Genomic DNA, 20,691 nt, shown 5'->3' on the forward strand with positions numbered 1-20,691 from the left:
AATGCCGATTTAAAAATTTTCACACCGTTCCCCTAATAAAAATTGGTAGGTTTTCAATTGTGTCTGATGCTAGTGTATTAAGGTAAGTTAATTATCTTATGTAATGTATCGGCATCCTGGTAAAAACATTAGCAATAAGTTGTGTTGTTTTGTTTCTTTTAATGGAGTTGTGTTGTGAAAATGTAGCTTTCACTAATTACAATAAAGCTAACGAGCCTCCGCCAAGCATAAATTGCTGGGGGTTCTTGGGTCTGTTGACGTTTCACATGGGCAGTCATAAAAAGCCACAGGCCAATGCCATCATGCTTTCGTAGTTTCGCTTGAGCTTGTCGTAGCGCGTCGCTATGGCGCGATACGGCTTCTATCGAGCAAAGGCATTCTCAACAAGATGACGATAGCGATATAACGCTCTGTCTAAATTGCTATTGCCTGCTTTTGAGTTGCGCCTGCGTGGAATGACCGACTCCATACCCTTGGTTTCGATCTGCTCACGAATACGCTCACTGTCATACCCCTTGCCAGCTACTAATGCCCCACCTGCTGGCAACTCATCAATCAGCGCCTGTGCCTCGGTGCTGTCATGCACCTCACCTCCGGTGATCCTGAAGGCAATCGGCAGCCCATAAGCGTCAACGGCTAGGTGATTTTGCTTGTGTTGCCTGCACGGCTTTTACCAATGGCTTGTGCTTCCTCTGTGGCAGCCCCGGTGCTGTCTTGATGGGCCTTGATATAGGAGCCATCAATAAAGAGCCATTCCGTATCAGGATCTTCCACTAACTGATTAAAAACAGTCATCAGTTTGCCTGCAGCCGACCAAGCATTGAAGCGCTTATAGACCGTATTCCAGTGCCCGAAATCGTCAGGTAAAACCCTCCATTGGCAAACGGTATGCACTCGATAAAGGATGCCTTCCACCGTACTTCGCAGGTCAGGCTTGTCATAGATACTTTGTTGAAGCAGGATAGGTTTCAGCTTCGACCAGTGTTCATCCGTGAGCATTAGTCGTGGTATAGCAGGCTCGCAGTCTGTTGGCGTGAGAACCTCTATTCTGCGAGCTTGCCCCTATCCTGCCAAATCTTCTTTGCCCAAACGTCAACAGACCCTAACTTTCTTCCGAGTCTTTTTGCTCAAGGCTACGCAGCGCCATCTTTAGCAGGCTCATGCCTTCTTCTTCGTTTTCAAGCACTGATCTGATGTCGATGCTGCGCAACACACCCCCGTTCTCATCGCCCTCTACGACGAAAAAACTTTCCAGCGATGCTTTTACTCCATTCGTATAGGCGGGTAATTCAGCAAGGTTCCCATTATCTGCTTGAGCTAGCTTGTTTTCTTCGGGAACTGCCGACACACCGCGCCAAGCTCTCTCTGCCTCCGTCATACCAGAAATCAATTTGGCATCTACTCGCCTGGCCATGTGATCAATGGCGGCGCCAGCGTAGTTATCTTCCGCTGCATAGGCGTTGTCACGCAATTCAAACGCCTGGTTTCTGAAGTCAGTATCGTTTTCCGTCATCTGTAGAAATGCTAAATAGCGCTCTGCCGACGTAAAATCGCCAGAGTCATCAAAGGCGATTGTGGAGAGTGAGTGTCTGTCCAATTCGGCAAAAGGGTTTTCGGAAGGTGCTTGTGGGTACGGCTCGTCGCTATTATAAAATTTCGACATCAAGTGGTTGGCCGCCTGCTCGGCGATAGCAAGCCGGGTGGTGTCAACGCTGTTCGGGTGCTCCAACAGTATCTCCGCTATATTGCCCGCTTCCTGCTCGACCATTTCCTGAAGCTGCCCATGCATTTTTTCTAGAAAATCATCAAATTCGGCGGGAGAGGCGGTTGCTGTATTTTCCTTCAAGAGGATCTTTGACATCTCCATCGCCATGGAAGAGAGGTTGACCACGGCGCTTTTTTCTTCGCTCTTGGTCAGGGAATGGCTACTGCCTATTCTGGATGAGCCCTCTATCAGAGGAGAGTCGCCAGCCTGAAATCCATAATAATTTGGTGAATTGATATGGCTGGCGCTCATGGTGCCGCGCCCTAGCACTTTTTCGTTATAATGATTATTGGTGTTCAAAAGGCTAAAGGCATAAGAGTATGTTTTCACGACTTGTCTCCGCTTATAAATTGACGAATAGGGCCCTCGGCTTTACCGTGCCGAGGGCAGTCGGTGATCAGTAGACCCTAAAGGTTGCGGTATATCGGTAAGGCTCGGACCACTTTTGTCTACTCAGCCGATCCATGCAACTAGGGCCGCCTCCCACTCTATTGGAGCTGCTTTCGTAAGCGGGAACATAATATGAGCCTGCTTCCACCATATAGAGCTGGGAAGTGAACTCACAGCTTCCTGTGCCACCCACTCGCTTGTAAGTCGCTTCGAACTCATCGTCAATGACAATAAAGCTGTGCCTTAGAGCAATAGTCTCGGTACCCCCCCTGCTGGAATAGTGCTGGGTGCATCCCACGATCCAGAAGTTTTTTGAAGAGGGTAAGGAGAGCGATTTACTATAGTAATCTCCTGCTATTGTCTCTGGTCAACTAACCGATGAGTTAGCAAAGCGTTTGCCAAGGTTGGCGAAGTCTTCACTCGATATCAGTATTTCAAAAATATCTTCAGGTGCCCCTTTGCCTTCGGCGCGGTGGGTCATAAAGTTGAAGTCCATCTCAATCAGGTGCTCAAGGCGTGGGGCATAGAAGTCGGGGTATTGCGCCTGCATGATAGGGGGCAGCTCGTTGTAATTACCCAGCACTTCTTTGAAGAATTCGGTCATCTTGCCGGTTTGTTCATACTCCAATTTACCTCGAGCAACAACCGCCTGTTTCCATGCAGTTTCTTGTGCACGTCCTTCTAGCCAAGCCGCACGTCGCTCATTGGCCGTAAACATGCCGCTATCGTCATAAATAACCAATGCTAGTTGATCTTGAGATAGGCCGCTAAAAGGGTTGCTGCCTCTGCCATTAACAAAGGAGGTGGCTTGTTTTGCTCGCTCCAGGAGCTCTGGGTTATCGGTGTTGGGCACTTCGGCGTCATATCGTGCTCGGTTGTTATGATAGCCTTGTCCGGTAATCTGGCTGAGTAGCGTATCGGCTTTTTGTCCTAGTGCTTTACGATCCATGCTGGCATCACGCTCTTCAGCACGTAGGGCGCTGTCGCTTAATTGCTGAGCCAATGTGGAAAGTTGGCTTGTTGGCTTCGATGAGCCAGAAGTAGGCGCTGTGTTTCCTCCCTGTTCGATGCCATTGGTTGATATGTCCTGAGTGCGGTTGCCAGACGTCGTTTGCGACGTCGCTGGGGTGGATGAACCAATACCGATTGCCATTGCGATACCTCCTTGTGGCTTTGCTTAATAGCCATTACGTGTGTAGATGCACTATGTAGAAGCCCACTGTGCTTATTAATGATTATAGTTACTATCGGCAGCTTAACCCAAAAAGTTAAGAAGATTTTGTAGTTTTATGTAAATTTTCTTATTAAGTGTCTATGCATAAGATTTTTCCGTAGGGATAGTGGTGTAAGTCAATGAATTAAATTAAATTTATGCCTGATTTTGTTTTGCGTAGGCACTCAACCGGCGGGATAAGTCTAGGGCTGAAACCGATGCCCGAAAGCTAAGGTCTGTCATTGCAAGTGGCTTTTTGCGTTACTTACTCCACTCATAGCGCATCAAATCAATTTCGATAATGCGCTGCACTCGTTACTTTTTTATCGTTCTAGCCAATCAAACCCCAATTATCTCTTTTCAACTAACCGTTGAGTTAGCAAAGCGTTTGCCAAGGTTAGCGAAGTCTTCACTTGACATCAGTATGTCAAAAATATCTTCAGGGGCCCCTTTGCCTTCGGCGCGGTGGGTCATAAAGTTGAAGTCCATCTCGATCAGGTGCTCAAGGCGTGGGGCATAGAAGTCGGGGTATTGCGCCTGCATGATAGGGGGCAGCTCGTTGTAATTACCCAGCACTTCTTTGAAGAAGTTGGTCATCTTGCCGGTTTGTTCATACTCCAATTTACCTTGAGCTACGACGGCCTGTTTCCATGCTTGCCTCTGATCATAATCTTCTTGCCAGGCTGCGCGCTGCTCATTGGCCGTAAACGTGCCGCTATCGTCATAAATAATCAGTACTAATTGATCTTGAGACAAGCCGCTAAAGGGATTACTACCTCTGCCATTAACATAGGAAGTAGCCTGTTTTGCTCGCTCCAAGAGTTCTGGGTCATCGGTGTTGGGCACTTCGGAGTCGTATCGTGCTCGGTTATTATGGTAGCCCTGGCCGGTAATCTGGCTGAGCAGTGCACTGGCTTTTTGGCCTAATGCTTTACGATCCAAACTGGCATCACGCTCTTCAGCACGTAGGGCGCTGTCGCTTAATTGCTGAGCCAACGTGGAAAGTTGGCTTGATGGCTTCGATGAGCCAGAAGTAGGCGCTGTATTGTCGCCTTGTGCAGTGCCTTTGGCTGATACGTCCTGAGTGCGGTTGCCAGACGTTGTTTGTGACGCCGATGGAGTAGGTGAACCAATACCGATTGTCATTGCGATACCTCCTTGTGACTTTGCTTAACAGCGATTACTACGTTTGTAGAAGTCCTAGGTATTTCTTAATGATGATAGTTAATATCGGCAGCTTGTTCCAAAATGTTAAGTAAATATTGTATGTTTATGTAAGCATTTTTATTAAGGCGCAGAAATAGCGTAGCCACGGGGAATTTCATCATTAGTCGAAGAGGGCTTGAGATGTACAGAACCCTCGACCATCATCAATGCCCAATAAAACGACAACAACGTAGGGCGACAACCGCTGCGATGACGACACCCCCTGCTACCTTGATTGTGGTCGATGATGATCCGGAAATTTGTGAACTGCTCGCGGACTACCTGGGGCGGCATGGCTACCGGGTATTTACCGCGGAGGGTGCTGAAGCGCTGCATGTTCTGCGCGCTGAACATGCCCCTGACTTGCTGATTGTCGATCTAATGCTGCCCGGTGACGACGGCTTTACCATCTGCCGCGACGTTAGAAAGCACAGCGATGTGCCGATTATTATGCTGACCGCCAGCGCCGATGAGACCGACCGTATTCTTGGCCTTGAGTTAGGCGCTGATGATTATCTAGGCAAGCCGTTTAACCCCCGTGAACTGCTGGCGCGTATTAAAGCGGTGCTGCGGCGTACCCGCAGTGCGCCGCCTGAACTGCCCGCCGGGCAGGCGCGTTGGGTCAGTTTTGGTAATTGGCAGCTCGACCGCATGACCCGCGAGCTGATTGACCTGCAGGGCGAGCGTGCCGCGCTTTCGGGGGCTGACTTTCAACTGCTACAGGTGTTTTTAGAACACCCGGCTAAGGTGCTCACCCGGGACGATCTCTACGTGCTTACCCGTGGGCGTGATGCGCCGCCGCTCGATCGCTCCATTGATGTTCACGTTTGTCGCCTGCGCCAACGGTTGGGTGAAGACGCCCAGCACTCGCAGCTGATTCGCACGGTGCGCGGGGCGGGCTATGTATTAACCGCCCAGGTAGACGCGTTAACGTGAGTCGGGAGTGGTGGGCAAATAAGTGGTGGGCGAATACCCGGCGCCGCTTATCCCGCTGGCTACCGGCTTCGCTGCGCGGACGCTTTGTGATCATTATGATCGCTGGGGTATTGGTCGCCCAAGGTGCCAGCTACGCGATCTGGACATCCCAGGTGCGCTCCAGCCATTTGGCCCAGCTGGATGAGCTGTCCACCAATATGGCGTTTAGCATCGCCTCCACCATGAAGTTTTTCCGCTCTCTGCCCGTGGATTACCGTCATATCGTGCTGGATCAACTGCGCAATATGGGCGGCACGCGGTTTTTTGTTAGCGTCAACGAACGCAGACTCGCCATCGACGATATCGGCTCGGGGCCAGAAAAGCAGGTGGTGGTCAATAATGTGCGCTCGGTGCTTACCCAGCAGCTCAATATCGATGATGTGATTGTCGAGTTCTCCCGCCCCGAAAACCTGCGCGTACTCAATAACGAAGTGCTGCTTTACGACTTGCCGCCGCGCTGGGGGCAGCACAGCCTGCTGATGGAACCGCTCTCGCCGCCGATATTAGTGGTTCAGTTAGAGCTTGCCCCGGATACCTGGCTTTACGTTGCTACGCTGCTGGGCGTCCCGGATATCTTCAGCGGCTATCGTTGGCTCTCTGAAGAGCGCTTGCTGGTCGGCCTGCTGGTGCTGCTAAGTGTGCTGGCGCTCTCGTTTTTGGGTATCTCCAGCGTCACCCGGCCATTGGCGCGGCTTTCACGAGCAGCGCATCAGTTGGGCGATGACTTGGATATGCCGCCGCTAAAAGAGAGCGGCCCCAAAGAGGTCGCCGCCACTGCAGCGGCGTTTAATCGAATGCAGCGGCGCATTCGCGAGCAGATAGAGGAGCGTGAGCGGCTGTTTTCGGCGATTTCCCATGACTTGAAAACGCCGTTAACCCGTATGCGCCTGCGCGCCGAGATGCTCGATGATGACTACCAGCGGGAGCGCTTTTGCGCTTCGCTGGATGAGTTGGATAGCTTGGTAAAGGGGGCCTTGGCTTCAGTAAAAGGCTTGGATCTGCACGAAGAGCCAGCCCCCGTCTCGCTGGCGTCACTGCTTGGAGAACTGGGGGAAGAACTTAGCCTGCAGGGTGGCCAAGTGACTATTGAGAAAAACAGCCCTCCAGTAGCACCACTGATCGCCAAGCCGATGGCACTCAAGCGCTGCCTAGCTAATTTGCTTGAGAACGCGGTGTTCTATGGCAAGCAGGCCGATGTAGCGCTAATTGACTGGGGTAGCGCGGTCACACTGCATATTCGTGATCATGGCCCCGGCATTCCCGAAGAGCAGCTAGGGCGGGTGTTTTCGCCCTTTGTTCGTCTGGAGCCCTCACGCAGCCGTCATACCGGCGGTAGCGGCCTGGGATTGGGCATTGCCCGGCATATTGCGCGTGCTCACGGCGGTGACATTACGCTCGCCAACCATGCCGATGGGGGGCTAGTGGTAACGCTGATACTGCCTCGCCAGGAAACTATTACAGGTTTGTAATAAAACCCCAACACTATGCAGTACTCGGTAACTCACGTTGACGCTCGCCTTGGCGTAACCTCTTGGATGTCGCACGTCCGAGAGGACAATAACAATATAAGGAGTGACTCCATGTCGACGCTAAAGAAGACGACCCTCGCGCTTGCTCTGGCAGGCGCCACGCTCGCCACTACCGCTCAAGCTAATGAAGTCGAAGTGCTGCACTGGTGGACGTCCGGCGGCGAAGCTCGCGCTGCCAATGTGCTCAAAGAGTTAATGGAAGCCGAAGGCTACGGCTGGCAGGACTTCGCCGTGGCTGGTGGCGGTGGTGAAACCGCCATGACGGTTCTTAAATCTCGCGCCATGTCGGGCAATCCTCCCTCTGCAGCGCAAATCAAAGGCCCCGAAATTCAAGAGTGGGGTGAGCTTGGCTTGCTCGGTGACTTGAATAGCGTTGCCGATGCCGAAGGTTGGGATGAACTACTCCCTGAAGTCGTCGCCGATATCATGCGCCACGACGGCCAATACGTGGCGGTGCCTGTCAACGTGCACCGGGTAAACTGGCTGTGGGCCAACCCGCAAGTGCTGGAAGCGGCAGGGGTTGAGATGCCCACCACGCTGGACGAGCTTTTCGAGGCAGGCGAGGCCATCCGCGAAGCGGGTTTCGTGCCGCTGGCGCACGGTGGCCAGGCATGGCAGGACGCGACGGTATTTGAAAGCGTGCTGTTAGGCGGACAGGGTAGCGAGTTTTATCAGCAGGCGCTGGTAGAGCTAGACCCTGAAGCGCTGGGCGGCGAACAAATGATCGATGCCCTTGAGGACTTCAAGCGTACCCGAGAGTTGATGGATGAAGGCATGCCCGGACGCGACTGGAATGTTGCTACGGCCATGGTGATTCAAGGCGTTGCCGGGTTCCAGCTCATGGGCGACTGGGCCAAAGGGGAATTCACTGCGGCTGGATTAACCGCCGGGGAAGACTATCTGTGTGCGGCAGCCCCGGGCACTGAAGATGCGTTCACTTTCAATATCGATAGCCTGGCCATGTTCCGGGTCACCGACGACGAAGAGCGCGAGGCCCAGCAGGCGCTAGCTCGTTTAGTGCTTGAACCCACCTTCCAAGAAGCGTTTAACCTTGCTAAAGGCTCGATTCCTGCGCGCCCTGACCTGGACATGAGCGAATTCGATAGCTGTGCCCAGCAGTCGTTGGCCGACTTTCAGCGCACCGCCGAAGAGGGTGGTTTAGTGCCGAGTATGGCTCACGGTATGGCCGTTCGCGCGGATATTCAGGGCGCCATTTTTGATGTAGTGACTAACTACTTCAACGACGCCGATATGCCTGCTGAAGAAGCGGCGGAACGTATGGTGAGCGCCGCCGAAGCGGCCTCTTTCTAGGCTTTTCTAGCGTTAGCGTTCTTCAGGCGCCGCTGCAACGGCGGCGCCTAATCTGCTTAGCAAGAACACTGTGCTGCTTGGCAAGGACACTTCTGAATGAGAGCTTCCCTCCCCATGAAAAATACCTCTGCGACGCCTTTAGCGCCTGGCGCTAAGCGGTCGACGCCTTCCGGCGGTTTGCAGGCGTGGTTACCTCGTTTGGTGTTAGCGCCATCCGTGGCGATATCACTGTTCTTTGTTTACGGCTTTATGCTGTGGACATTCGTGCTGTCGCTCACCAGCTCACGCATGCTGCCTAGCTACGACTTTGTCGGCTTTGGTCAATATGCACGCCTGATGGCCAATGAGCGCTGGTGGGTCGCCTCTACCAACCTGATGATTTTTGGCGTTTTGTTTGTAGCGGTCTGCCTAGTGATTGGCGCGCTGCTGGCCATATTGCTTGATCAGAAAATTCGCCAAGAGGGCGCGCTGCGCACCATCTACCTCTACCCCATGGCGCTATCGTTTATCGTTACCGGCGTGGTGTGGAAGTGGTTGCTTAACCCGCAGTTAGGTATCCAGGCGATGGTGCAAGGCTGGGGTTTCGAGTCGTTTCGTTTTGATTGGATCGTTGACCCGGACATGGCCATTTACACCCTGGTGATTGCCGCCGTTTGGCAGGCGTCCGGCTTTGTGATGGCGCTGTTTTTAGCCGGGCTGCGGGGTATCGACGACAGCATTATCAAGGCAGCCCAGTTGGATGGCGCCAGCCTGCCGCGGATTTATCTGCGCGTGGTGATGCCGTGCCTGCGCCCGGTAGTGTTCAGCGCCGTGATGATTTTGGCGCATATCGCGATCAAGAGCTTTGACCTGGTCGTCGCGCTCACCGGCGGTGGGCCAGGCTACGCCACCGATTTACCCGCCACCTTTATGTATGCCCATGCCTTTACCCGGGCGCAAATTGGCTTGGGCTCGGCCAGCGCCATGCTGATGTTGGGCGGCGTGCTGGCGATTTTGATTCCTTATCTCTACTCCGAACTAAGGAGCCGCAAGCATGGCTAATGTGATTCGTCGGCAGACGCCCGCTGCGCGGCTGGGCCGTGTCCTGCTGTATAGCGTGCTGATACTCGCCGCGCTGTTCTATATCCTGCCGCTGGTGGTCATGCTGATGACCTCGGTGAAGCCGTTGAGCGAAATCAGCGCCGGTTCGCTGCTCTCATTGCCGCAAAACCCCACCCTGGCACCGTGGACAAAAGCCTGGGGAGAAGCTTGCACGGGGATGCGTTGCGATGGCGTTGGCGGCTACTTCTGGAACTCCTTTGCGATTGTGATTCCAGCGGTGCTGATTTCTACAACGATTGGTGCGCTGAACGGCTACGCGCTGACCAAATGGCGTTTTAAAGGCTCTGAGTTAGTCTTCGCGTTGATGCTATTTGGCTGCTTTATTCCCTTTCAGGTGGTGCTGTTGCCCATGGCGCAAACCCTCGGCTGGCTGGGTATCTCCAGCTCCCGCGCTGGGTTGATTCTGGTTCACGTGGTATTTGGGATCGCTTTTACTACGCTGTTTTTCCGTAATTTCTACGTGGGTATTCCCAACGAGCTGGTGTCGGCGGCGAAGTTGGATGGTGCGGGCTTTTTCCGCATTTTTTGGCGCATTCTGCTGCCGGTTTCCGCGCCCATCATCGTGGTGTCGGTGATCTGGCAGTTCACCCAAATCTGGAACGACTTCCTGTTTGGCGTGGCGTTTTCAGCCCACAACACCCAGCCCGTTACCGTGGCGCTAAACAACCTAGTGAATACCTCCACCGGCGTGCGTGAGTACAACGTCGACATGGCGGCGGCGATGATTGCTGCGCTGCCTACCTTGGTGGTGTACGTGCTAGCGGGAAAATACTTCGTACGTGGGCTAACTGCGGGCTCGGTTAAAGGCTAATAACAAATAGGATTTTCATTATGGCAGCGTTAGAAATCCACAATGTACGTAAAGAGTTCGGCAGCGAGCGGGTGCTTAAAGATGTCAGCATCTCGATCGATTCCGGCGAGTTTTTGATTCTGGTTGGCCCTTCGGGTTGCGGCAAGTCCACACTGATGAATGCCATCGCCGGGCTAGAGCCGGTGACTTCCGGCAACATCTATATCGATGGTGAAGACGTCACCTGGCGCACCCCCGCGGATCGCGACATCGCCATGGTGTTCCAGTCCTACGCGCTTTACCCCAGCATGACTGTACGCCAGAACATCAGCTTCGGGCTGGAGATGCGCAAGGTACCCAAAGCCGAGCGGGAAGCCGCCGTGGAGCGGGTGGCGGATCTGCTGCAGATTACTCACCTGCTGGATCGCAAGCCTGCCCAGCTCTCCGGCGGGCAGCGCCAGCGGGTGGCCATGGGGCGGGCGCTGGCCCGGGAGCCCAAAGTGTATCTGTTTGACGAACCGCTCTCCAACCTGGATGCCAAGCTGCGCGTGGATATGCGCACCGAGATCAAAAAGCTCCACCAGCGCCTGGGCACCACGATTGTTTACGTCACCCACGACCAGGTCGAGGCTATGACCCTGGCGGACTGCATCGCTGTGATGCGCGATGGCCATATTCTGCAGCTGGGTACACCAGATGAGGTCTACAACAACCCGGTGGATATGTTTGTGGCCGGCTTTATGGGCTCGCCGTCGATGAACTTTATTCGCGCCACTCTGGAAGATAACAACGGTGGTTATCAACTGCGCATTGCCACCCCAGGGGAGGAGGAGCTGGTGCTGCCCTGGCCGGAAGCGCGTATCGCACCCGACATGGCCGAGCGGCTTAACCAGCCGGTTATCCTTGGCCTACGCCCGGAGCACTTCAGCGAAGAGGATGAGCGGTTAACCTCCCAAGCCGAAGGCACGCTGCTAAGCGCCAGCGTGGCAGTGGTGGAGCCTACCGGGGCGGATATTTTGCTGCGCCTACCGCTGGGCGAACAGGAAGTGACCGCCCGCGTCGGGCCTAAATGCGCGGTGGTGGCTGGGGAGCGCTTAGAACTGCGCGTCGATATGGGGCGGGCGATTTTGTTTGATGCCGAGACCGAGCAGCGCATTGCGTAAGCGACTTGATTCGAAACTGTTGTGAAATAGTAAAAAGCCCCTTGCTGGTTTCAGCAGGGGGCTTTTTTTTACAGTTGCCTAAAGGTTTTAGCTGCAGGGATCACTTTCGTATAAAACGCAGCTCACCATTGAGTGCCTTGATGATTGAGTAGCACATCAGCAACATCACAATCGAGAATGGAATAGCCGTGGCGGTGACCCCCGCCTGAAGCGCTGTCAGACCACCGCCGATCAGCAGCACAATGGCGATCAGGCCCTCCACTATCGCCCAGAACATGCGCTGCGGGCGGGGAGCATCGATTTTGCCGCCGGCGGTGATGGTGTCGATCACCAATGAGCCGGAATCAGAGGAGGTGACAAAGAAAATCAGCGCCAGAACGATGCCCAGCGTCGACATCAATCCCGTCAACGGCAGTTCATTGAGCATACCAAACAGCGACAGTTCAGGCCTATAGCTATCAATCACATACTCTTTAACCAAGCTGGTGGAAGGGTTGGCATAGAGCTGCTCAAGCGCGGTTGAGCCGAAGACGCCCATCCAGATAAAGATAAACAGGCTGGGAACCAACAGTACGCAGAGGACGAACTCACGCACGGTACGGCCCTTCGACACTCGCGCGATGAACATGCCGACGAAAGGTGCCCAACTGATCCACCAAGCCCAGTAGAAGATTGTCCAAGCCTGACGATAAGCATCATCGTCACGCCCAAAGGGTGCCGATAACGGCAGAAAGTCAGTCACATAGGTTGATAGACCCGCCCAGAATCCACTTAACGCCAGTAGGGTAGGGCCAGCGAACAGCACGAAAAAGAAGAACAGGACGGCCAGCACCATATTGATCTCGGAGAGCTTTTTAACGCCACCCTCGAGCCCGCGCCATACCGATATCAGCGCCACCGCCGTGACCAGTACGATCACGATGACCTGGGTAGTGGTACTTACCTCCAGCCCGAAAACAAAGTTCATTCCCGCATTAGCCTGCTGCGCCCCAAGCCCTAGCGATGTCGCCAATCCAAATAGGGTCGAAAATACGGCAAGGATGTCGATCACATGTCCCCACCACCCCCAGACGCGATCACCGAGAATGGGAAAAAACGCCGAGCGGATCGAGAAGGGCAGGCCCTTGTTATAGGTAAAAATACCCAGTCCTAGCGCCATGACGACATAAACTGCCCAGCCATGGATACCCCAGTGGAGATAGGTACCCGCAAGGCCTAGTGCACTGGCGTCGGCAATCGCGTCAGGGTTCAGCTCGCCATCGGCACCGAAGGGAGACTCAACGCCTAGTGGCAGCGAAACGTTGGCGTGATAAACCGGTTCCAGCACGCCAAAGAACAGCAGACCAATACCAATGCCTGCGGTAAACAGCAGCGCAAACCAGGAAAGGTAGCTGTGCTCCGGCCTGGCATCGGGGCCGCCCAATCTTACCGAGCCGTGAGGAAGGACCACCAGGGCCAGGCAGAACAGAATGAAGAAATCCACCAGGATCATGAAATACCAGTCCAGCGTTCCTGTAGAGAAGGCAACGATAGACTGGAAAACGCTACTCGCGCGTTCAGGAAAAACGAGGGTGAGAACGATAAAAATTGCCGAGGCAACCGCGGAGACTACGAAAACGCGGTTGTGGATATCAAAACCGAAGGGGCCGAGCTGTCCCTTGATATTATCCTGGCCAACGACATAGTCGGTCTGCATGTCGCTCGTTGCTGAAGGCGACGCAGGATCAGTGGGGGTGTTCATAAACAGTTTCTCCGCATTGGAGGATGTTATGCCAACTCCCCATCATGAGGATAACCAGCGTTGAATCGCAAATTGTTGTCGAAAACAGAAGGCGCCGTTGCCCCTGCTTCATTCGCGGTTCTGTGGCGCCTTGTCTTTGTCGAGGCGCTTGATCTGCCGCCACAGGTCTTGACGTAGATCGGCGATCTTCGGCTGCTCATCGAGTGTAAAGGGCACCGGGCGGCAGAGGCGCTGGGCACGAAGACCCAGGCGCGCGCTAAGTAGTCCGGTAGCCAAACCCTGCCCAGCGCGGGCAGAGAGACGTCCGGCTAAGTCCAGGGAGAGCATATCCATGCTGGCCTCGGTGGCCAGTTCGCTGGCTCCTGCAAAGGCCATGTTGTGCAGCACATTGCGAAACAGCCGCAGGCGGCTGGCGTAACCCAGCTCAAGGCCATACAGGCGGCAGAGTCGATCGACCATTGCCAGGCTGCGCCAGGCCACCAGCGCCATATCCACTAGCGTTAGCGGGCTGATAGCGACCATGATGGCGGTTTCACCGGACATCCGGGTAATCAGGCGCTGGGCTTCGCGGTCACGCGGGGCCAGCAGGTGGTAACGCAGCAGGGTCTGGATCTCCTCGCCGCTATGGTGCGGCTGGCTGGCACGTTGAAAGGCCAGCCAGTGCGGGTCGTCGTCGGCGAGTTTGAGCTGGCGCCTTAGCTGCTCGGCCATCGCCCGAGCCTGCTTGGGCGAGCGTAGCGGCAGCTCGGCAAGCTCGCCGCGTAGTTTGTCGTGGCGTTTCAGACGACGCAAACGGCCCAGCTCTTTAAGCAGTGAGATGCCCCCTAGACCGATCAGGCTGATCCCGAATAGCTGCCAGGCAATGGCGAGCCACTGGGATTGGGCCAGCGCATCAGGAATGCCGGTCACCAGCTCCGCAGTGCCCAGACCGGCGCCTCCCACCAGGGCGAATATAAGCCCCCAGCGGCGTTTACGTGGCGCACCTAAACTGGCAGCGGGCAGGGCTTTGTCTTCTGGAAGGGGCGCTAGTGGGTGGTGCTCGCTGGTGCCAGCAAAGGCTTCGCGCTGGCGAAGAGGTGTTTCTACATCAGCGACCTCTTCGGGCTTGTCATCCAGAGAAAAGTGGCGGCGTGGCTGCGGGGTGGTCATGTCAATTTATCTCCAATCAGCCAGTCGATGGCGGCGTCCATGCGAATATGATCCAGCGCTTCTGAGCGGGTCGGCATCGGGCGAAAGCCTGGGAAGTCAAAGCCCTGCTGCTGCCAGAAATCGGCAGCAGGTAGTCGGGCGGGAACGTCGCCAGGGTAAACCAGCACCTCTTCACCCTCCAGGGTGGTGCCGCGTAGCGCAGGTGAGCGCTTACCCTCATGGGTCACCTCACGGGCTTCGGTAGCGCGAATAGCTGCCAGCGAGAGCGCTTTAACCGGCACGTTGGCAAAGCGCAGGTCTTTAAGTGGCTCTGCCAGCAGCGCTTCTAATAACTGCACCAAATGGCCGTGCTGGTCGGGGGTTACATGATCCGCTTTGGTGGCGGCAATCGCCAGCCGGTCGATTTTAGGCGCGAACAGGCGCGTAAGCAGGCTGCGCTTGCCGTAGTCGAAGCTGTGCATTAACTGTCGCAGTGCTTTGGAAAGGTCTTCAAAGCGCTCAGGCCCGGCATTGAGTGCGCCAAGTACATCCACCAGTACAATCTGGCGGTCAAAGCGGCGGAAGTGGTCGCGATAGAAAGGTTTGACCACCTGCTGTTGGTAGTAGCGAAAGCGCGCCGCTAGAGTGGCGTAGAGGCTATTGGCGGGCAGGGCCTCCAGCGCTTCTCGAGAGGTATTGGCTCGAGACGCATTAAGCTGGGGCAGTGGGAAAAACTGCAGTACCGGCGCGCCTTCCAGTTCTCCCGGCAGCAAAAAACGCCCCGGTTGGAGGTCGGAAAACCCCGCCTGCTTGGCGCGACGCAGGCCTTGAGCGTACTCCTCGGCCAGAGCAGCCAGTTGGGCCTCATCCGCTTCGTCAGCCGGGTCGAGCTGCTCCACCGCTGCCAACCACTCGCTAAACAGGCTGCGGCGCTGTTCGCCTGCGTATAGCGCCTGAGCTTGGCTCCAGCTGTAAAAGTCGTGCTGCAATAGCGGCAGGTCGAGCAGCCACTCCCCTGGGTAGTCGAATAGATCCAGGGTCAGGTGAGCAATTTCCGGTGTTAACCAGCCGCTGCGGGCAGGGCGGTAGCGCAGCTGTAAGCGTAGCTCGCTGATGCCGCGGGTGGGTTCGGGCCAGCGCGGCGGGGTATCGCGCAGCGCGGCCATTCCGGGGTCGTAAGGAAAACGCGGTACGCCCAAGTCGGGCTGGTTAAGCCGTTGGGCACCCAATAGGCGGCCTTCCCTAGCGGCGGGCAGTAAATCGAGCTGTGCCTCAACGCCGGCATGGCGCAGTTGGTTGACCAGCGAGGTCAAAAACGCGGTTTTGCCTGCTTGGGAGAGGCCGGTGACCGCTAAGCGCAACTGGCGATCCCTTCCGCGCTCCAACAAATTGCTCAGTTCGCGACTTAACGGCTGGCGCATCCTATCGATCCCTTTGCTAGTCTTTATTGGCTAAACATTAATACCAGTTGCGAAAGCATCGGCAAGGTGGCGATTAAAAAGCCAACTCCCGCCAGAGTGTAGCCTGGCCAGCGGCGGGTCATCTTCTGCGCCAGGGTGAGACCGATCAAGCACACCACCATACCGATTAAATTAAACGCCAGCGTGGCAGCTTCTAGCCATTGTTGCGGATCCATCGGGTCTCCCTAGCGCAAATAATAGTGCGCGCATAATAACAAAGCGTTAATGAACCGAAGATTAACCGCGGCTGAGAGTGGTACCTAACAGGTGCTGGGCGCCAGGCACCAGCCACACCGGGTCTAGGCGGGTATTGGCGGCTTCAACGCAAATAAAGTGTCGCGCTACGTCTACGGGAGTGTCGCTGGGCAGGTCGTCGTTGGGGTGCCACACCACCGTGGAGTCGCTCGACTGCTTACCGATGCGCAGGGTGCGCTCGCCATCGTTGAGCAGCACGGCTTCATTGGTGTGGTAAATGCGGTCAACGGCGCCTTGAACGGCCAGCGTGCCCTGCTGTTCAGCCTCAGCAAAGTCGCGCAGCTTGTCGAGATAGCGCGCGCCGGAGAGGCCTTCCAGGCGGCACTGATGGGTATCGGCAACCGCTAAGTAGGTGTGCAGCGCGCCGCTGGTTTTGATCGGCGTTTCGCCAATGTTTTCGCTAATCAGCTCAACATTTAAGCGCTGGGCGTTGGCTTGTACCACTAAGCGCGCGGTGAGTAGTGTGTGCAGGGGCTGCGACGGGGAGAGGTGGAGCTCAATGCCCTCAGCGTGCTCATCAACGGCGTCCAGGCGCCAGTCAGCGTGGCGGGCAAGGCCATGGAAGGGGCCATCGTGATTAGGGCTTTCGTCGGCAAAGCGCTCGTCGGCGAACCATGGCCAGCAGAGCGGAATACCCCCACGAATAGCGCTTGGCAGCGCTTGGGGGGTGGGTGTCAGCCATAACCAGTCGGTATCTCCGGCAGGGCAGAAGTGCAGCACTTGAGCGCCCTGAAGACTCATCACCAACTCTCCCCAGGGCATATTGAAAAGCACCACGTCCCGGCCCTCCCACTGCGCCGTTTGCTGTCCTTGAGTGCTTTTAACCAGTTGATTGAGCGAGTCGGGGATCATGAATTTTCCTTTAAGAATTGCCAAGCATCGATACCGGTAGGCGCCGAACACTAACGCTGTGTGCTATGGTAGAACAAGCGTGGCTAGTAGGTAAAACGCCTACTAGCATACGTAATTGATACACGTAGTTGATACACATAGTTGATACACGTAGTTGAAACCCATCATAAAATAGTAAGGAGACTATATGGGATTTATTGCATGGTTAATCATTGGTGGTTTAGCTGGTTGGATTGCTGGCAACATCATGCGCGGTGGCGGTTTCGGCATCCTGGGTAATATTGGTGTCGGTATCGTGGGTGCGGTTATTGGCGGTTTTTTATTCAGCCTTTTAGGCCTTTCCTCTGGTGGCTTTATCGGTTCGCTTGTCACCGCGATAGTGGGTGCCGTGGTGCTCCTGTGGGTGATTAGTAAGGTTAAAAAAGCGTAGCGATTGAGTTGCTACCTGTATAGCACCGCCCGGCCTTGTGCCGGGCGGTGTTGTTTTATGCCTACCGATACCAAGAGCTATCGGTGTTCGCGCCACTTTCCGTTACACTAGGCGGCTTTAGTTCCGGCTTTTTGCTGGTGTCATTGTGCTTTTCCGAGGTGCCTCTTGATCGACGCGTTAAATGCCTGGTGGGCCCAACAGCTAGTGCTGTGTGATTGGGCGTTTACTCCTCATCCGTTGGCGGTCGATGCAGGGGCGGCAGAGCAGCGCCTGTTACAGCTGGGAATTACCAGTCGAGGCGAGCTGGCCGAGCAGCTGTTTCACGGGCTGGGAGCTCCCGCAGGCAGTGCTGACCGTTTGCTAGGCGCGCTTGAGTGGGCCGCACTGGCGGGGGCGGCGGGTTGGTTAGACGCTGATCAGGCTCGCAATTGGGCGCACCACCTGACTCGTCGCATCACCAGCGATTACAGCGATCTACGCGCCTGGCTGGCGGATTTACGCCGCGCGTTAGGCGCACGAGGCTGGGAAGTGGGAGCTGATGACCGTTTTATTGACGCCTGCCAAGCGCTGGCCAATCTTGAAACCGATGGCGAAGGCATTACCTGGGATGCGCTTGAAAATGCTCTGGCTGAACTCCCAGCACCTGCTTCGCTATGGCCTCAGCAACCAGAAGCGCAGAGCTGGCGGTTATGCGCGCTGTTCCGGCCGATTATTGCCTACCCCGCCAGCCAAAGCGATTGGCCTGAAGCCTCCGAGTGGCTCGCCCACGTATGGGATGTCCATGACCGTGACGCACTTATTGGTGTGATGCTCTGGTTAGGTGCTCAAGGCGAGCGCCAGCGCTGGGATATCGAAGCACGCGAATTGCTCAGTATGGACAATGCCCAACGCATGGAGTGGCAGCGTAGTGTGGTAGAAGAGTCGCCCTATGCGCCGGTACTGAATAAGTTTGTCACCCAAGGCGAGCCGCTTGAGTGGGCGGCTTGGGATTGGCTGCGGATTGTTGAGCTCGCCTGGGCCGGCGCCTGCTGTGGCTGGCTTAGCCAGGAGGAAGCCGATGACTTGGCAGGGCATGCCGCCGATTTGATGAGTCGCCGCTACCATGATTGGTACGCTGTTCTTAACGCCTACGGGCGGGGGCAGAGTCTGTTTGACGGCATCGACCGGCGGGGTAAAACACCCAGCGAGCGGCATCAGTTGCTGCTGCACGGCACCCATAGCCCTTGGAAGCGCCCAGCGGGGGAACTATTGGATGAGCCTACTCGCAAGGCCTCCCAGGCGCGCATTCGGCAATGGCGTAATACGCCTCATCACTGGCTATTGGCGCTGGCCAGCGTACGCGAACCGGATGCCATGTTGCGCCAGATAGACCCCTCAGGGGCACTGCCGGAAGAGCAGCGTGCCGATGCAGCACTCTATTTGCAGGAGTCTCTTGGCCTGCATGCCGATGAAGGCGCTCATGCACTGGCCCGCTATTGGCTACCCGCTCAGGCCCATCATCTTAACCAGTTGGCGGCCGACGCGGTGCACGGCGTTTTACCTCCTTCGCAAAGTTGGTTTGGCCAGCCGACCCCGGAAGAGCTTAAGCAGCGCAATGCAGTTAAAGGGGTAAGTCGCCATGCGGCCACGATTCATATGGCCGAAAAATTCGCCTTCTATCTGCATATGTCCCTCGACAGCGGCTTATTCGATCGCGCGCCGTTAATGGCGTATGCCAGCGCACTGCGCAGCTGCCTGTGCCGTTTTTATCCCAATGCCAAGCGCCTGTTGGAAGCCTGGTTCGCTTGGGAAAGCTGTCTGCCCGAGCCTGAGCACGCTTCGCTAGTGAATGAAATTATTTGGCACATTGAAGATCCCGGCAGTCTGTTTCACTGGCTGGATTGGAGTCACGACGCTTGGCGCGAGCCCGGTAGTCGCCCCACCTTGAGTCATTTTACCGCCATGTCGTTGGTGGGGCCGCTGAACAGTGCGGTGTGGAGCGAGCCCCAGCCCGAGAGTGCCAGGGAGTGCGCCGAGATTCGCGAATGGGTGGAGAGCCATTACCACTTGAGCAACGCAGGCGATATGCAGGAGTTCTTGACCTACATGCTCGAGTCAGGGGATCGCCAGGAGTATCAGATTAACTATGCGCCCTATACCCTCAACACTGAACGCTTAAGCGCTGAGATCGCCATTCTTGAATCCGGCGACTGTGCTGAAGACGAACGTCACCATCTGCTGCGCTTGCGTCGTGTGCGCGACAACGAAGATGGCTGTAATGAGGTGGATATGGCGGCCTGGGATATTGCCCAACTGGTCGATCTGGCCATTGCCGCTCGGCAGCTAGGTTGGCTGGATAGCGCTGCTTTCGCCAAGGTGTTGGATCGTGCTTACCAATTGGCGGCGGATCATTATGCCGGGTGGCAGGAGTATGCCATGGGGATGTACGCAGGCTTTTCTTTCTTTATGGGCGAAACCCCTGAACGGGAGAGCTTTTTAGCCGGTTTCCGCCAGGCGCTGGTGGCTTGGATATGCGGCGCGCCGGTCTTGGCTGGCCCATGGGTGAGCCTGGATTTTCCGGGCAACAAGCCACGCCATTTTGCGCCACTGCATATTGATACCCTGCCGGGTGATCAGCGCACCTTACATTGATGCTCGCCAAACATATGATAACTAGCTTATAGTCGTGCCTGGAAAAATGAGTTTTGTCATACCTCCCTCTTATCAATGTCACGAGGTTAATCGCATGGTTGCGTTGCCACGCCCCGCTGTGACCGCTGTCCGTGTTGTAAGCGTTTGTTTTTTAGTTACATTGGTCGCGGGCTGCGCAGGTTCTGCGCGACAGAACAATATGCAGGCTCCCGAGAACTATTTCTCGATGACGTTGCCGGGAATGGGGGCGAACCCGCAAATGTCCCCGGTTGATCCCATTGATGCGCATCTGCGCAGCTTGCAAGTACCGCCGCCAACAGTGATTCGCGAGGCGCTGCTGGCGCAGCATCAGCGCTGGGCGGGAACGCCTTACCGAATTGGCGGCACCTCAGAGAGAGGCATCGACTGTTCGGCCCTGGTTCGCAACGTTTACCGTGACACTTTCAATTTGGATCTTCCGCGCTCCACCCGGGGTCAAGTACACGAGGGACGCCCGATCGACCGCCAAGAGCTGCAGGCGGGCGATCTGGTGTTCTTCCGGCCCCCGGGGCGCTATAACCATGTGGGGATCTACGTGGGCGATGGTTATTTTCTCCACGCCTCGACCTCAAAAGGGGTGATCATTTCCAGCCTGGATAATAGTTATTGGCAGCGCTACTACTGGCAGTCACGTCGCGCCCTGGAGCCAACGCATCTGGCCCAACTGGGCGGCACTGTTTTTCAGTAATCTGACGTTATTAATCTAGGAATG

The 20,691-nt window shown here is 55.7% G+C and carries 17 protein-coding genes and 1 pseudogene; 9 read left to right on the top strand and 9 right to left on the bottom strand.

The genetic code is table 11. The features are described from left to right. Window positions 1-274: 274 nt before the first annotated feature. From QT231_RS14755 to QT231_RS14770, 4 genes and pseudogenes are all read right to left on the bottom strand, one after another. Window positions 275-1,011, bottom strand: a pseudogene (locus QT231_RS14755) (IS5 family transposase). A 91-nt stretch (window positions 1,012-1,102) separates the two neighbouring features. Further along, complete coding sequence (locus tag QT231_RS14760) at window positions 1,103-2,095, bottom strand: hypothetical protein (RefSeq protein ID WP_308337613.1); 993 nt, start codon at window positions 2,093-2,095, stop codon at window positions 1,103-1,105. 427 nt (window positions 2,096-2,522) lie between these two features. Then, complete coding sequence (locus QT231_RS14765; RefSeq protein WP_064233880.1) at window positions 2,523-3,308, bottom strand: hypothetical protein; 786 nt, start codon at window positions 3,306-3,308, stop codon at window positions 2,523-2,525. Window positions 3,309-3,728: 420 nt separating this feature from the next. Beyond that, complete coding sequence (locus QT231_RS14770; protein ID WP_308337614.1) at window positions 3,729-4,514, bottom strand: hypothetical protein; 786 nt, start codon at window positions 4,512-4,514, stop codon at window positions 3,729-3,731. Window positions 4,515-4,784: 270 nt separating this feature from the next. On the opposite strand from QT231_RS14770, the gene QT231_RS14775 reads away from it, so the two are divergent. The 6 genes from QT231_RS14775 to QT231_RS14800 all read left to right on the top strand — a co-directional run bounded on the left by QT231_RS14775 (window position 4,785) and on the right by QT231_RS14800 (window position 11,443). Then, window positions 4,785-5,510: a response regulator gene (locus tag QT231_RS14775; protein ID WP_308337615.1), complete on the top strand. Its 726-nt coding sequence runs from the start codon at window positions 4,785-4,787 to the stop codon at window positions 5,508-5,510. 95 nt (window positions 5,511-5,605) lie between these two features. Next, window positions 5,606-7,018, top strand: a complete 1,413-nt coding sequence (locus tag QT231_RS14780) for an ATP-binding protein (protein ID WP_308337634.1) — start codon at window positions 5,606-5,608, stop codon at window positions 7,016-7,018. A gap of 111 nt (window positions 7,019-7,129) precedes the next feature. After that, complete coding sequence (locus tag QT231_RS14785) at window positions 7,130-8,389, top strand: ABC transporter substrate-binding protein (protein WP_064233887.1); 1,260 nt, start codon at window positions 7,130-7,132, stop codon at window positions 8,387-8,389. A gap of 114 nt (window positions 8,390-8,503) precedes the next feature. Next, window positions 8,504-9,430 carry a sugar ABC transporter permease gene (locus QT231_RS14790; protein WP_308337616.1) on the top strand — a complete coding sequence of 309 codons (927 nt, stop codon included), beginning with the start codon at window positions 8,504-8,506 and terminating at the stop codon, window positions 9,428-9,430. Next, window positions 9,423-10,301, top strand: a complete 879-nt coding sequence (locus QT231_RS14795) for a carbohydrate ABC transporter permease (protein ID WP_215089411.1) — start codon at window positions 9,423-9,425, stop codon at window positions 10,299-10,301. Before QT231_RS14790 ends, QT231_RS14795 begins: the two co-directional genes overlap by 8 nt. Window positions 10,302-10,321: 20 nt before the next feature. Continuing rightward, window positions 10,322-11,443, top strand: coding sequence for an ABC transporter ATP-binding protein (locus QT231_RS14800; RefSeq protein ID WP_308337617.1), 1,122 nt, complete (start codon window positions 10,322-10,324; stop codon window positions 11,441-11,443). A 100-nt stretch (window positions 11,444-11,543) separates the two neighbouring features. Here the strand turns inward: QT231_RS14800 and QT231_RS14805 are convergent, their stop codons facing one another. The 5 genes from QT231_RS14805 to QT231_RS14825 all read right to left on the bottom strand — a co-directional run bounded on the left by QT231_RS14805 (window position 11,544) and on the right by QT231_RS14825 (window position 16,879). Next, a complete protein-coding gene (locus tag QT231_RS14805) occupies window positions 11,544-13,184 on the bottom strand; it encodes a BCCT family transporter (RefSeq protein ID WP_308337618.1) in 1,641 nt (546 codons plus the stop codon). A 108-nt stretch (window positions 13,185-13,292) separates the two neighbouring features. Next, window positions 13,293-14,333 (bottom strand): TIGR01620 family protein, encoded by a 1,041-nt coding sequence (locus tag QT231_RS14810; protein WP_308337619.1) that lies wholly within the window; start codon window positions 14,331-14,333, stop codon window positions 13,293-13,295. Then, on the bottom strand, window positions 14,330-15,733 hold the full coding sequence (locus QT231_RS14815) for a YcjX family protein (RefSeq protein WP_308337620.1): 1,404 nt from the start codon (window positions 15,731-15,733) through the stop codon (window positions 14,330-14,332). The genes QT231_RS14810 and QT231_RS14815 overlap by 4 nt, the downstream gene beginning before the upstream one ends. Before the next feature lie 23 nt (window positions 15,734-15,756). Next, on the bottom strand, window positions 15,757-15,948 hold the full coding sequence (locus tag QT231_RS14820) for a hypothetical protein (RefSeq protein ID WP_308337621.1): 192 nt from the start codon (window positions 15,946-15,948) through the stop codon (window positions 15,757-15,759). Window positions 15,949-16,009: 61 nt separating this feature from the next. Further along, window positions 16,010-16,879 carry a D-hexose-6-phosphate mutarotase gene (locus tag QT231_RS14825; RefSeq protein WP_308337622.1) on the bottom strand — a complete coding sequence of 290 codons (870 nt, stop codon included), beginning with the start codon at window positions 16,877-16,879 and terminating at the stop codon, window positions 16,010-16,012. Between the two features lie 187 nt (window positions 16,880-17,066). Here QT231_RS14825 and QT231_RS14830 point away from each other — a divergent pair, with 187 nt between their 5' ends. The 3 genes from QT231_RS14830 (at window position 17,067) to QT231_RS14840 (ending at window position 20,667) form a co-directional block, all read left to right on the top strand. Further along, complete coding sequence (locus QT231_RS14830; protein ID WP_008958536.1) at window positions 17,067-17,309, top strand: GlsB/YeaQ/YmgE family stress response membrane protein; 243 nt, start codon at window positions 17,067-17,069, stop codon at window positions 17,307-17,309. 165 nt (window positions 17,310-17,474) lie between these two features. Continuing rightward, a complete protein-coding gene (locus tag QT231_RS14835) occupies window positions 17,475-19,940 on the top strand; it encodes a YbeU/YbeR family protein (RefSeq protein WP_308337623.1) in 2,466 nt (821 codons plus the stop codon). A gap of 199 nt (window positions 19,941-20,139) precedes the next feature. Continuing rightward, a complete protein-coding gene (locus tag QT231_RS14840) occupies window positions 20,140-20,667 on the top strand; it encodes a C40 family peptidase (protein WP_226248630.1) in 528 nt (175 codons plus the stop codon). The last annotated feature ends 24 nt before the right edge of the window (window positions 20,668-20,691 follow it).

The sequence above is a fragment of the Halomonas sp. SpR1 genome, assembly GCF_031010175.1.
Taxonomy (GTDB): domain Bacteria; phylum Pseudomonadota; class Gammaproteobacteria; order Pseudomonadales; family Halomonadaceae; genus Vreelandella.

What these genes read in the sequence shown, in the direction of transcription:
- QT231_RS14765 (WP_064233880.1), bottom strand. Translation starts at nt 3,308, where the DNA reads ATGGCAATCGGTATTGGTTCATCCACCCCAGCGACGTCGCAAACGACG.
- QT231_RS14770 (WP_308337614.1), bottom strand. Translation starts at nt 4,514, where the DNA reads ATGACAATCGGTATTGGTTCACCTACTCCATCGGCGTCACAAACAACG.
- QT231_RS14775 (WP_308337615.1), top strand. Translation starts at nt 4,785, where the DNA reads ATGACGACACCCCCTGCTACCTTGATTGTGGTCGATGATGATCCGGAA.
- QT231_RS14780 (WP_308337634.1), top strand. Translation starts at nt 5,606, where the DNA reads ATGATCGCTGGGGTATTGGTCGCCCAAGGTGCCAGCTACGCGATCTGG.
- QT231_RS14785 (WP_064233887.1), top strand. Translation starts at nt 7,130, where the DNA reads ATGTCGACGCTAAAGAAGACGACCCTCGCGCTTGCTCTGGCAGGCGCC.
- QT231_RS14790 (WP_308337616.1), top strand. Translation starts at nt 8,504, where the DNA reads ATGAAAAATACCTCTGCGACGCCTTTAGCGCCTGGCGCTAAGCGGTCG.
- QT231_RS14795 (WP_215089411.1), top strand. Translation starts at nt 9,423, where the DNA reads ATGGCTAATGTGATTCGTCGGCAGACGCCCGCTGCGCGGCTGGGCCGT.
- QT231_RS14800 (WP_308337617.1), top strand. Translation starts at nt 10,322, where the DNA reads ATGGCAGCGTTAGAAATCCACAATGTACGTAAAGAGTTCGGCAGCGAG.
- QT231_RS14805 (WP_308337618.1), bottom strand. Translation starts at nt 13,184, where the DNA reads ATGAACACCCCCACTGATCCTGCGTCGCCTTCAGCAACGAGCGACATG.
- QT231_RS14810 (WP_308337619.1), bottom strand. Translation starts at nt 14,333, where the DNA reads ATGACCACCCCGCAGCCACGCCGCCACTTTTCTCTGGATGACAAGCCC.
- QT231_RS14815 (WP_308337620.1), bottom strand. Translation starts at nt 15,733, where the DNA reads ATGCGCCAGCCGTTAAGTCGCGAACTGAGCAATTTGTTGGAGCGCGGA.
- QT231_RS14820 (WP_308337621.1), bottom strand. Translation starts at nt 15,948, where the DNA reads ATGGATCCGCAACAATGGCTAGAAGCTGCCACGCTGGCGTTTAATTTA.
- QT231_RS14825 (WP_308337622.1), bottom strand. Translation starts at nt 16,879, where the DNA reads ATGATCCCCGACTCGCTCAATCAACTGGTTAAAAGCACTCAAGGACAG.
- QT231_RS14830 (WP_008958536.1), top strand. Translation starts at nt 17,067, where the DNA reads ATGGGATTTATTGCATGGTTAATCATTGGTGGTTTAGCTGGTTGGATT.
- QT231_RS14840 (WP_226248630.1), top strand. Translation starts at nt 20,140, where the DNA reads ATGCAGGCTCCCGAGAACTATTTCTCGATGACGTTGCCGGGAATGGGG.